This window comes from Niastella vici (genome assembly GCF_002077945.1).
GTDB classification, from domain to species: Bacteria; Bacteroidota; Bacteroidia; order Chitinophagales; family Chitinophagaceae; genus Niastella; species Niastella vici.
This window is the reverse complement of the sequence record NZ_LVYD01000013.1, coordinates 319,878-331,509: the sequence shown is the minus strand read 5'-3', so window position 1 is coordinate 331,509 and position 11,632 is coordinate 319,878. Positions and strand designations below refer to the sequence as shown.

Annotated in this window: 11 protein-coding genes; 3 read left to right on the top strand and 8 right to left on the bottom strand. The window is 43.7% G+C overall.

Features of this window, described 5'->3' with window-relative positions; all coding sequences use genetic code 11:
• Positions 1-78 precede the first annotated feature (78 nt).
• Positions 79-1,005, bottom strand: coding sequence for a YihY/virulence factor BrkB family protein (locus A3860_RS07025; RefSeq protein WP_081145839.1), 927 nt, complete (start codon positions 1,003-1,005; stop codon positions 79-81).
• A gap of 182 nt (positions 1,006-1,187) precedes the next feature.
• Here A3860_RS07025 and A3860_RS40455 point away from each other — a divergent pair, with 182 nt between their 5' ends.
• Positions 1,188-1,337 carry a lmo0937 family membrane protein gene (locus A3860_RS40455; RefSeq protein WP_143773979.1) on the top strand — a complete coding sequence of 50 codons (150 nt, stop codon included), beginning with the start codon at positions 1,188-1,190 and terminating at the stop codon, positions 1,335-1,337.
• Between the two features lie 156 nt (positions 1,338-1,493).
• Here A3860_RS40455 and A3860_RS07015 read toward each other — a convergent pair whose 3' ends face one another.
• The 6 genes from A3860_RS07015 to A3860_RS06990 all read right to left on the bottom strand — a co-directional run bounded on the left by A3860_RS07015 (position 1,494) and on the right by A3860_RS06990 (position 5,965).
• On the bottom strand, positions 1,494-1,838 hold the full coding sequence (locus A3860_RS07015; RefSeq protein ID WP_081145837.1) for a hypothetical protein: 345 nt from the start codon (positions 1,836-1,838) through the stop codon (positions 1,494-1,496).
• A 222-nt stretch (positions 1,839-2,060) separates the two neighbouring features.
• Positions 2,061-2,534, bottom strand: a complete 474-nt coding sequence (locus tag A3860_RS07010; protein ID WP_081145836.1) for a ferritin-like domain-containing protein — start codon at positions 2,532-2,534, stop codon at positions 2,061-2,063.
• Positions 2,535-2,785: 251 nt separating this feature from the next.
• The gene (locus A3860_RS42430; protein WP_158085157.1) at positions 2,786-3,118 is read right to left on the bottom strand and encodes a hypothetical protein; all 333 of its coding nucleotides are present in this window, start codon (positions 3,116-3,118) and stop codon (positions 2,786-2,788) included.
• Positions 3,119-3,572: 454 nt separating this feature from the next.
• Positions 3,573-4,667 carry a DNA topoisomerase IB gene (locus tag A3860_RS07000; RefSeq protein WP_245843489.1) on the bottom strand — a complete coding sequence of 365 codons (1,095 nt, stop codon included), beginning with the start codon at positions 4,665-4,667 and terminating at the stop codon, positions 3,573-3,575.
• Positions 4,667-5,131, bottom strand: a complete 465-nt coding sequence (locus A3860_RS06995) for a low affinity iron permease family protein (protein ID WP_081145833.1) — start codon at positions 5,129-5,131, stop codon at positions 4,667-4,669. The genes A3860_RS07000 and A3860_RS06995 overlap by 1 nt, the downstream gene beginning before the upstream one ends.
• Positions 5,132-5,356: 225 nt before the next feature.
• Positions 5,357-5,965, bottom strand: a complete 609-nt coding sequence (locus A3860_RS06990; protein ID WP_081145832.1) for a YciE/YciF ferroxidase family protein — start codon at positions 5,963-5,965, stop codon at positions 5,357-5,359.
• A 202-nt stretch (positions 5,966-6,167) separates the two neighbouring features.
• Between A3860_RS06990 and A3860_RS06985 the strand changes: the two genes are divergently transcribed.
• Positions 6,168-6,680: a hypothetical protein gene (locus tag A3860_RS06985; protein WP_081145831.1), complete on the top strand. Its 513-nt coding sequence runs from the start codon at positions 6,168-6,170 to the stop codon at positions 6,678-6,680.
• A gap of 241 nt (positions 6,681-6,921) precedes the next feature.
• On the opposite strand, the gene A3860_RS06980 is transcribed toward A3860_RS06985, so the two are convergent.
• Complete coding sequence (locus A3860_RS06980; RefSeq protein ID WP_081145830.1) at positions 6,922-7,947, bottom strand: helix-turn-helix domain-containing protein; 1,026 nt, start codon at positions 7,945-7,947, stop codon at positions 6,922-6,924.
• 535 nt (positions 7,948-8,482) lie between these two features.
• On the opposite strand from A3860_RS06980, the gene A3860_RS06975 reads away from it, so the two are divergent.
• Positions 8,483-11,467 carry a T9SS type A sorting domain-containing protein gene (locus A3860_RS06975; protein ID WP_081145829.1) on the top strand — a complete coding sequence of 995 codons (2,985 nt, stop codon included), beginning with the start codon at positions 8,483-8,485 and terminating at the stop codon, positions 11,465-11,467.
• Positions 11,468-11,632: the final 165 nt, after the last annotated feature.

Here is an 11,632-nt window from a genome sequence, read left to right as displayed (position 1 = left end):
GAATATGGCCGCGAATCAGGAAATCAATGATCCCACACATCCCATAAATTAGATCTATCCCGGTTCAGGCTACCCCAGTCATATTTTTGATTCTCCTATCTCTTTGGCTTCATGCTTTATAATAAACACCGCCGTTTGGGTAGGCTTTATGCCGGCCCCGTGTTGTATGGCATATATCTTGGTGAATTCGGCCCCAAAATACAGGATCAGGGAAGAATAGTACACCCACACCAGGATCACGATAATGGAACCGGCTGCACCATAGGTTAGGCCCACGTTTGATTTACCGATATATAAACTGATCAGGAATTTGCCCAGCATGAACAGCAGGGCAGTAAATGCCGCACCCACAATAACATCTTTCCACCTGAGGGTAGCATCGGGCAGTACTTTGAAAATGATGGCGAACAGGGCAGTGATAACCGCAAAGATCAACACCAGGTTCAAAATATAAAACGCAATAATGGTAACGCTCTTAAAATATACCTGAAGTTTTTCATTTAGCAATTCCATTACTGCATTAATAGTTAGCGATACCAGTAATATGAAACCGCAGCTAACCACCAGTGAAAAAGAGATGAGGCGGTTGGTCAGAAATTTCAGCCAGCCCTTTTTGGGTTTGGCCCTTATGCTCCAGATATAGTTGATAGAACCCTGTATTTCGGTAAATACGCCGGTTGCGCCCAATATCAATAACACCACACCAATGATAGCAGCTACCACTGTTTGATCGTTATGCTGCAAATTGGCGATAATGCTTTGCACCTGCGCCGCAGCGGCGGCACCGATCAGGTTCTTTATTTCACCATACAACTTACCCTCCACGGCATCGCGCCCGAGAAAGATACCGGCAAATGAAATAATGATGATCAAGGTGGGTCCCAGGGCAAAAATGGTATAATACGACAGGGAAGCACTGAGCTTTATGCAATTATCGTTGAAGAACTCAGTGATCGATTGTTTAAAGATTTTCCAGGTATTTGCCATTATTCTAAAAATGATCATACCTGTTTAACAGTAAAAAGAATGTTCCTGTACTATCCGGGATGCTCAAATGGCATTTCCTGAGCAAAAACTTCTACATCCCGTTTCCCCCGTTTATGGCAAACGTTCTCAATCAGCTGATTTTGTTCGGTGGCAGGTTATTTTTATTGTTAACGGATATTACGCAACCTAAAATTTTTACCATGAGAAGTATACTTTATCTTATCGCAGTGATACTGATAATTGGCTGGCTGTTGGGTTTCTTTGTATACAGTGCAGGTGGCTTAATACATATTCTGATCGTACTGGCCGTTATATCATTAATTCTTGGCCTTATGCGCAGCACGCCTTAATTATCCTTCAAAATAGTAAGTCTCGATTAAAACCCGGTCCCCCCGACATGTCGGGGGGACTTTTTTTGCTATTCATCACCCACAAAAGAAAAGGCCTTCCCGACAAAGTCGGGAAGGCCTGTATCACGTATGTATATATAATGGAAAAAAGATTGGTCAGTTGATCATTAATTTCTCATTTCGCGATTCCACATCCAGGATGAATTTATACACGAATGGATCAGCGAGGGTACCGCAGCCATCAATAAGAGTACCTTTTACGCCATCAGATGTTTCAATTACATATAAAACTGCGCTGTCGTGTGGATCGCTAAAACCTTCAAACCGGAATGAGGTAATTACTTTTACTTCATTGGGACCGTATAGCTTCCGGGTGCTGGAAGACTCCAGGCCTTCCTTGGTTGCTTTAAAGTCTTCTTTGTATCCATCGTCTACTACCTTGCTCAAACATGACACCATGCTTTTTATGTATGGAGTAGATCTGTTGTAATCTGCTTTCATAGCCGTTCATTTACTTAATCATTTGATAATAAAAAATTACTGCCAGGCTTTTCATGCCATTTTTTACCAAAAAGTGTATTTATTTCCACACACGCATATTATTTTACCTTTATATTTTCAACAATTTTGGCGAATAGCCGACAAAACAAACAGGCCAGATAAGCGATCTTATCCGGCCTGCGTTTTTGCTCTACAGTACTAAAGCCACTATTTTTAAGCTTTTTATTTAGTTATTGCATGCACATCCCTATATTTTTTGATCATATCGTGTGCATTTTTCAAAGAAGCTTTTTGGCTTACGATCAACTGTCTTACGTCTGTGGGCAGCGGAGCATCTGACTCCAATGCATCTTCATAGGCGCGTTGAGCCGCATCTTCACCGTATTCACAGGAAGCCAGCAGTGCATGGCGGTCTTTTCCGGTAAACATATCTTTTACATTCATCCACGCCCTGTATATTTTACCCGATGCAGTGGTACCTGTTGCAGGTTCCCCACCCAGGCGGCCTACCTGTGAAGTTAGTTCAATGGCATTCTGACGGCTATCATCGGCCAGCCGTTCAAATATGGTACGAAGATCAACATCTACATTTTTGGTGTCTTCTGCAGCTCTGGTATAACCTGCAGTACGATCGTTATTGATCTGGATCAGATCGTTCAATACACCTACAACTTCTTTATTCGGATTCTGTGCCATATGTTCACATTTTTTAAGTTTGCTAATAGTTTTGTTTTAGTTTATCCAACGTGATGCATCACACGTAATTGAACAAAGGATAGCTTAAGCAAAAACGAACACCACGTCAGCATAAAACGATACTTATAAGCCTTAAAAAATTATTCCGCCTTGTTTTACAGGCAACTATGTTGAAAATTGTATTTTGAATGGGAAACCACTTCTACATTGAACCGATGGCATGGGAATTTGCACTTCTATACATGATATTATTATTCAGCTAATTTTAAATAGATAGTTATGGCCAGATATTCAAAAAAATCACAGAAATCAGTGAAGAGCGCCATGCATCGTAAGAAAAAAGGTACTTTAACCAGCGGCAGAAGCGGTAAAAAAGTAAAGAGCCGTAAACAGGCTATTGCCATCGGTTTATCAGAGGCCAGGAAGAAAGGCGCCAAAGTGCCGGCACCGAAGAAAAAGAAATCTGCGAAGAAGAAGAGTACAGCTAAGAAGAGGACCACAGCTACTAAATCTTCGGGTAGAAAAAGGACCACCAGAAAAAAATCAACATCGAGGTCATAGATAGTCGCCAGTTCTTCGTTCATAATTTTTAGTCGAAGTTTGAGGCGTGGCTGCCGTGTACATGCCGCCTCATCCGCCAATGGCCGGAGTCATATTTTTCTACTGACCCTTTACCATTGGCCACATAATGAAAGTCCGGAAAATACAACACTCTTGTGAGTGTAATATTTTCCGGACTTTTACCTTTCAGTCATCCATCGCAAAGGTCTTCAATAAATTTCATCAGGCTGTTCACTTGTTCCTTCCGCCTTAGAGTAGGAACAAAAAAAACCCGATGTAGAAACATCGGGAGTCCTTGGTTAAGGCCTGATTTGTAGCGTAAGTTTATAATGAGTTTATGTGATCTATTTTTTCCGGCTCCTGCTCACTTTCCCGTCCGTTACATTGCACCGGATGTATATATATTTTTATAAAAACTATGCCTAAAATTTTAAACGGGAACTGTTTGCGGGTGTAGAAAATACTTCCCATTCTAACTCAGATTTTGTGGAATGACTGTAGAATTTTCATCAAAACCTGCTCGTCTGCATGCAATCCGGTGCAATTCTGAACTTCATTCTGCTTATCCAGTTCTGTAAGGTATTTACTCAAACAATTCTCCTCGTATAAAGCTATCAGCCCGGGATGTACGTAGTATTTTTTACAAACAGTGCGGGTATTCCCCAACTTTATACTCACTTCATCGAGCGCTGCCACAATATTCTTCTTATTATCTGTCGCCGTAACTGCTTCGCCCATAGCTTTTAACGAGCGCAACAGGTTCAGCGAACCAGCCCAGGTCCTGAAATCTTTCGAGGTAAAGTCCATACCTGTGGCTTCCTTTATGTAATTGTTTATCATGCCCGAATCAACCGGATGTGCATTGCCATCCTCATCATAATACTGGAACAATTCCTTCCCCGGTATTTCGCGGCAGTTCTTTACAATGCGCGCCAGCCGTTTACTTTTAAGCGTTATATCATGGTTCACCCCCTTCTTTCCGGTAAAAGAGAACCGGATGGTATCGCCTGAAATAGCTACATGTTTGTCTTTCAGCGTGGTTAGGCCATGTGACCCGTTCTGTCTTTCGTATTCCCCGCTGCCGATCCTGATATAGGTACGTTCCATCAGGCTAATAACAGTGGCAATGACCTTTAATGCGCTCAGTTCTTTTTTATTCAGATCGGCTTCCAACCGGCTGCGTAAAGCCGGCAGGGCTTTCCCAAATTCATATAAGCGATGGAATTTCGTTTCATTGCGCAATAGCGACCATAATGGATGATAGCGGTATTGCTTGCGTTTGCGTATATCCAACCCGGTAGCCTGTATATGACCATTTGCCAGGGAACAGATCCACACCGAGCTCCAGGAGGGTGGAATGGCCAGACTGCGGATCCTGTTTATTTCTTCTTTATTACTCAGCACTTTCCCTTTGTACTGGTACATATAGCCCCGGCCTTTTTTGGTTCGTATAATGCCCGGTTGAGTATCTGATACATAAACCAGCTCGGCCAGGGTAGCAGCCTTTGCATAATCCCGGTATATTTTCAAATATTGCCTGTGCGTCACCACTTTTGCCAGCTGCCCCATCATTACCCAGTTTTATGTTTCTTTTTCAATAAATGCAGATTTTCTGCCTCATTTAGTGAATGTGAGCTATTCACATCATTTTCCTTTTCTGCCAGTTCGGATAGTTTTACATAGAACTTTCTGATGCGGTCCAGTTCCTCTTCAGTGAGGTCTTCAACAACTATCAGGCGATTGCTCGCTCTTTCATGACTGGCTATTAATTCATTCAGTTTCAACTGAATGGCTGTAGTTTCTTTATTCTGACTTTGCTGAATGATAAATACCATTAAAAAAGTAATGATGGTAGTTCCGGTATTGATCACCAGCTGCCAGGTATCGGAAAACCCGAAAATAGGCCCCGTAATACCCCATACGATAATTATGGCTGCAGCAATTATAAAAGCCAGAGGCGAGCCGGTTGCTTTCGTCACTTTATTCGACATCTTCTGGAACAGTAATGACAGCCTGTTCTTCGTTTTAGGTCGCATAACTTTAAGTATTTAGAAAAGCAGGAATGGGGACATTCCAACATTTAATATTCTAACATTAAATAAGCGAGGGATGAACAAAAAAAAGTCAGGCCAGGAATGGCCCGACACCAGTAGACCTTAAAAAACCCCTAAATCTATAACCAGAACTAAAAAAGTTATACCAGCCTTGTTATTTGAGGTATTTGTGTACTGTTTTTAATGAAATTCTAATAAGGCAACTTTTTATTCGTCCTCTCCTTCGCCTTCACTTCCTTCTTCAGTAGCCCCTTGTTCATTCACACTGCTTTCGGCAATGCTGGTAAGCAATTCATCTGCTTCCTTTTCTTCCTGTAACGTTTCGGCTAGCACATCGGCCACTTCATTCATACCGATGGTTTTTGCCAGTTGAACCAGACTACCATATGTAGCAATTTCATAATGCTCTACCTTTTGTTCAGCCATAATAAGGGCTACATCGCGGGTAGCGGTTTCTTCTTCAGTGTCTTCAATTATGCTTTGAGCTTCTTTTACCAGTCCTTCCATGGCCTCGCATTTTTTGGCTTTGGGAGTTTCACCCATCATTTTGAACACGTCTTCCAACCGGCTTACATGTTCTTCCGTGGCAGCCTGATGATCGCCGAAGGCATCGGCCAGTTCATCAGTTGTGGCGGCCTTTTGTAATTTGGGTAATTCCTTGACCAAATGTTTTTCGGCCCAATAAATATCCTGCAGCTCTTCTACAAAGAACTTTCTTAATAATGACTGGTGATCTTTTTTGCCTGTTGTTGTTTTGCTCTTATTGGTAGTACTCTTGGTTGCCCCTTGATTTTTTGAACTCCTTCCTCTTTCCATAACGCATTGTTTTGTGGTGATTAAAAACAGATTGTACTAACTGAATGATGAAAAATGGATGCCACGGTAAAGCATCTGCAGGGTATCAACAGAGAAAGTATGTGTAGAAAAAACTCTACGTGAAAAGGGTTCAGTTTCCCTTTATGGCAATTTCTCTTACTGGTATTGGATTTGAACTTTAACTAAGCTAAAACACACACATATGAGAGCCGCCAACAGTATATCTTTTTTACAGGATAAGATCCAGGGAATTGGCAGTGCGTTGTTTTATAATTTAGGAGGAGGCGTGTTAAAATTCCCGACAACTATCGTATCCATATTAAAAGTTGATGAAGTAGCGAATATCTGGTTTTTCACCAACCGGCCCGAACAACAGCTGAACGAGTTTGACCGGGAGTTTCCGGCCGACATGCAGTTCTACCGCAAAGGCAAAGGTTACTACCTTCAAATTACCGGTAAAGCATATATAATAGCTGATCCCGAAGAGTTGAACAGCATTATCGGGTTATCAGAAGATATAAAAGCAAAAGCATTTAAAGAAATGGTACTGGTGAAGTTCAAAATAGGCGCCGCCAAATATTATACGGTTCAGCCCCGGTTTGCCTATAAACATAACCTCATAGGATGGTTGAACCGGTTCTATAACTGGCTGTTCAAAGAACCCGTTCGCACTGAACCATACGTTTTTCAACCCCTTGCCCGCCTGGGATTTTAAGAATAATGGACTAATTTGTTGATCATGACTAAAGTCGGGAACAAGTTATGCTAATTTGCCAGTGCTTTCCGCCTTCGGCAAGACTTGCGCCTCCGCTAAAGCTTCAGTGGCACGCGGACGGCGGGCAAAGAAAAACCCTACAAAGCAATTAACTTCGCAGGGTTATTATTGCACGCCGACTTAGGGAACTTGAGTTTTATCCCGGTTAAAACCAGGACAAATTGTGCTGATGTTTGCCACATTAATATTCTGTATTTGCCATTTGCGATTTCTTAATGCTTCCCGGTGAGCAACCATGATGTTTCTTGAAGATCTCAATAAAATGGCTCACCTTTTCGTACCCCATCACTTCGGCCATTTCGTTTACCGAATAGGTTTTTTGTAACAGTAAGGTCCTTGCCAGTTCCATCTTTCTGTTCAAATAATATTCATAAACGCTTTTACCATAAATAAGCTTGAAATACCGCTTGAGTGTTGACTCACTCAACGCCACTGTTTTAGCAATGATGCTCATGCGCGGCGGCGATTTTTGCAGATTCGATAATAAAATAGCTTCCGCTTCTTTTACTTTCTCATAATACAGATCGATATGGCTGTTTGTTTTATCGGTTTCTTCGCGGGAAGCTGCGCTGAGAAAATCTTTTATCAGGATGCCCGCTGCGGAAAGCATATTGCTGGCGCCGGCTTCCGGAACGTATACACAATCGATCATCCGGCCTGCCACCTGACTGGTTTTTACCGTCATGGATTCAATCAGCAATGGCACCCCGTTATCGTCCATAACGCCATCATTAAAATACTGGGCAACGGGAATGTACCCAGGTTGCTGCTTCAACCAGTAAGCCGAAATGGAAAATTCGATCAATTGCACCGGCTGTTGCGCAGCCAGTTGCAAACCCGCATTTACCGAATCGGGCACCAGGGCAAACCGCCGCTCCCGCGCTTTATTAAATTGCTGATGCTGGTTCACCGTCTTCAACTCAACCGATTCAGGCGTTTGTATGCACAACAGGCTGTACCCGTTGTTGGCAATATATACCGGTAATGCTTCTTTTATAAATTCAACAGGTTTCGAAAGATAAAGGTCCCACACCCGCATATACAATCCGGCGTCGAGATGCCATTTTCTGATTTGTCCACGCCCCATTTCACCCGAAAACCTGATAAGGGTATTGCCTGCCGACAACTCCCCTTCTACTTCGTGGGCCAATTCTTTAAACGCATCGTCTCCCTCTATTTTGCTTACACGTATTGAATAGCTTTTCATACTTCTACTGGTTTTGATTATGATTTAAGGTTTTTAACAAGGTGCCCGCCAATAATCATCAGGCATTAAACCAAAGACTATATAATTACATACACCTGAGTACTTTTTATGAACCTTTGCTAATCAATTGTATTTGACCATTTGAGCAGAAACATTAATTACCGCTAAGCATTTTCCCTTAATTATAGGGTTAGCTGTTTATTGATTTGACTTTTATCAATTATCAGCCGATATAACTTGAACGTCTAAGTGTTTGTTGGCCCGATGCCGGTATTCTTTGAATGAATAGGGGTAAAAGAAACACACAAGGCGATCTAATTTTACCTCAGCAACGAACCACAAGTACATCATCCAATATTTGAAAGAAAACCAACCCCGGGAATTCCGTCGATCTCATTCCAATATTTCCTACCTCCATTAATCAATTCATTGAAGCCTACATGGCTTTACGTATGCAGGCAACAACCGCTGCATAGGTCATGAGTTATATTCTGTTCACCATAAACGCTTACAAGTGAAATCAAACTTTTACCTTATGTGGGTGCTTATTGCAGCACTTCCCTACCTTACCGTACCTGCTCAAACGCCTGCTGTGCAGAAAATGAATCAATCTAAAACTTTTCTTTCCAATAAAGAATTACCGGCTAACGCCGGCATCTCGCCGGGTTGGTATAGTGAAGCAGTTAAAAACATACAGCAACTCGAAGAACAAATAAACCCGGCTCGTCCCTATGGCTGCTTTACTACCACTAATACACACAACCGTACCGGGTATTATTTGTCACCGGCCGGTTATACAGCAGCAAACAGGCAACAAGCGGCCTGGCAGGTGGCGTTCCAGCTCAAAGGCATAGGACGCTCAGCCATACAATGGGCGCCCGGCCAGCAATATACGATCACTCATGCGGGCAACCGGTTGCAATACAATTATGATCATTTTCACGTAGAATATCTGAATAACAGGGATGGCTTACGCCAGAACTTTTTGGTAAACAGGAAAATGCCAGGCGATGGCGCACTTACGGTGTCCATTCAACCCGTTACTGACCTGCATGCCAGGTTGCTGAACAGTAACTGCCTGGCATTTTTTAATGCTGCCGATAAAATGGTGCTTGCTTATGAAGACCTGCATGTATGGGATGCCAATCAAAAAAAATTACCGGCCTCCCTGCATTTTAACACGGGTATGCTAACTATAGAAGTAGACGACAGCCAGGCAACCTACCCCGTTACCATTGACCCGCTGAATAAAACGCCCGAGTGGAGCACATCGGCCGATGGTCTTGTTAGCGGTCTTACCTCATTACAATTGAATTCATCATTATATGGATATGCGGTAACCGGTTTGGGCGATGTGAATGGCGATGGTTATGGCGATGCGGCCATCAGCGCACCAGGATTAACCAATATCATCAGTGGCAATGGCTCCCTCGCCAGCGTGGGTGCGGTGTTTGTGTTTTACGGTTCACCGGCAGGGTTAGCTACTACGCCGGCCAAAACATTACAACCGGGTACTGCGGTAGCCGGCGCCCTTTTTGGCACCAGTGTTGATGCAGGCGATGTAAACGGCGACGGCATCAATGATATTATTATTGGCGCGCCGCTCGATACCTATACCACTACCGCATCGGACATTCTGGGAACTACATCGGTTACGGTAAAAGCAGGAAAAGTATATGTATATCCCGGAAGCAATTCCGCCACTTCCAATCCAACGAATTTTATTGAAATTAAGCTACAGGGCACGGGTTTCTTCAGTACGGGCATAGCCGGTGTATTGCTTAGCAATGTATCGGTGAATGCCCTTTTTGGTTTTTCTGTAGCTGCCACCGGCGACCTCGATGGTGATAACAAATCAGATATTATTGTGGGAGCGCCAGGTTACCTGGGCGCCGGTTTAACGGCTGTTCAAAACGGGGCAGCCTTTGTTTATTATTCCGGAAATTTAACCACCACCACACCGGTGCAGTTGCAAACACCTTCGGCTTCCCTGTTAGGACTGGCCTCTTTTCCGTCGCTTACAGGAAGCGGTTTATTATTCGGCTTTAGTGTTGATGGGGTGGGCGATTTCAATAACGATGGCTATGCCGATGTAATAGCCGGTGCGCCCGCGGGGGCCGACCTTTCGTCATTGGGCGGTTTGCTGAGCGGACAGATCTTAAGCGGAACGGCCCATATTTATTATGGAACCGGTTCAGGTATCATCAACACAATTGGCACAACGCTGAAACCAACAAGTGGCAATTTGTTTTCGGATGCCGCCAATTTATTCGGCTATAAAGTAAAAGGCATAAAAGGTTTGGATGGGAACCGCAACGGTAATGTGGCCATTGGCGCGCCTACCGGCGGGTTGCTGTCAAACGCATTAAGTCTCACCATTCATAGTGGCAACGTTCACATCTTTAAAAAGCGCACGAGCTCACCAGGCGCCTCCGTTACGAGTGATCAGGTGCTGGAATCACCGCGCTCCTCCAGCCTGCTGTCGGTATTAAATACCCTTCATTTGAACGTGCTGTTTGGCGCGGCCATCGATAACGCCTATGATGTTAACTGCGATGGGTATACCGACCTGGTAGTGGGCGAGCCTTTATCATCGGGGGCAACATTGACGCAGTTGCAGGCGAATGCAGTAGGCGGTTCGGCCTATGTATTCCTGGGAAATTCAACCGGCACCTACAATGGCACGCCAGGGTATACCGCATCAACCGACTATGGCAGCGACTTTCTTTCGGTGAATGCCATTTCCCTGTTCGGATTCAGTGTTGCCGGTGTTACCGGCATAACAGGCCCAGGTGCTACCACCCGCATTCTTGTTGGCTCCCCGGCAGCAGCGCTTGATTTTGATAACAGCCTGTTGAATTTGGGGAGTACGCTCGGCCTGTTATACAATTTTACCGTGGGTGATAATGGTGTGGGCAAGTCATTTTTGTTCAACACACAACTGTGCGCAAGCGCCAGCCCTTTGCCGGTGGTTATTGAAGAATTTGGGGGAAAGGAACAAAACAACAACATTAATTTATACTGGAAAACCAGTCATGAAGAAAACCTGAACCGGTTTGAGGTAGAACGAAGCCGCGATGGCAGCCATTTTGAAAGCATTGGCATTGTATTTCCCTGGGAAAACTCAAATCACATCGATTACGCATTTTCCGACAAAAACGCCGATGCCGGCACTCAATATTACCGGTTAAAGATGATCGACAACAACACCGATTACAAATACTCGAACATTTTGACCTTCTCCATTACTGAACCCACCACCGCCCGCGTGGTAATAGCGCCCAATCCCATTGTCGACAAAATAAGTGTACAGTTCACGGGGCTAAAAGAAAACACTTATTGCATAGCGTTGCACAATGTGGCTGGCCAAAAATTTGTAGAGCAAACCATTCAGATTACCCGATTCAGACAAACCGTGTACCTGATGCGGCCTGTCTCGATGACACCGGGAATTTATTTTCTAACTGTATTTGGAAAGAACAATACTAAAATATCTTCAAACAGGGTTGTCGTTTTTTAAGTTAACAATTGAGAGAAGAGCCCCCTTTCGCGGGGGCTTTTCTATTTGTATATATGCAGGCAACCCGACATTCGCAAATGCATCATCAATTATCAGTGACACACAAACGAAATACATCTGACGGTTTGGCAACAGTCCAAAACAGGAGATTAAAATTGTAGATTA

Excerpts from the sequence above, each read along its gene's own strand:
- A3860_RS07025 (WP_081145839.1), bottom strand. The coding sequence starts at position 1,005 with ATGATCATTTTTAGAATAATGGCAAATACCTGGAAAATCTTTAAACAA.
- A3860_RS06985 (WP_081145831.1), top strand. The coding sequence starts at position 6,168 with ATGAGAGCCGCCAACAGTATATCTTTTTTACAGGATAAGATCCAGGGA.
- A3860_RS06990 (WP_081145832.1), bottom strand. The coding sequence starts at position 5,965 with ATGGAAAGAGGAAGGAGTTCAAAAAATCAAGGGGCAACCAAGAGTACT.
- A3860_RS07015 (WP_081145837.1), bottom strand. The coding sequence starts at position 1,838 with ATGAAAGCAGATTACAACAGATCTACTCCATACATAAAAAGCATGGTG.
- A3860_RS40455 (WP_143773979.1), top strand. The coding sequence starts at position 1,188 with ATGAGAAGTATACTTTATCTTATCGCAGTGATACTGATAATTGGCTGG.
- A3860_RS07010 (WP_081145836.1), bottom strand. The coding sequence starts at position 2,534 with ATGGCACAGAATCCGAATAAAGAAGTTGTAGGTGTATTGAACGATCTG.
- A3860_RS07000 (WP_245843489.1), bottom strand. The coding sequence starts at position 4,667 with ATGATGGGGCAGCTGGCAAAAGTGGTGACGCACAGGCAATATTTGAAA.
- A3860_RS42430 (WP_158085157.1), bottom strand. The coding sequence starts at position 3,118 with ATGAACGAAGAACTGGCGACTATCTATGACCTCGATGTTGATTTTTTT.
- A3860_RS06975 (WP_081145829.1), top strand. The coding sequence starts at position 8,483 with ATGTGGGTGCTTATTGCAGCACTTCCCTACCTTACCGTACCTGCTCAA.
- A3860_RS06995 (WP_081145833.1), bottom strand. The coding sequence starts at position 5,131 with ATGCGACCTAAAACGAAGAACAGGCTGTCATTACTGTTCCAGAAGATG.
- A3860_RS06980 (WP_081145830.1), bottom strand. The coding sequence starts at position 7,947 with ATGAAAAGCTATTCAATACGTGTAAGCAAAATAGAGGGAGACGATGCG.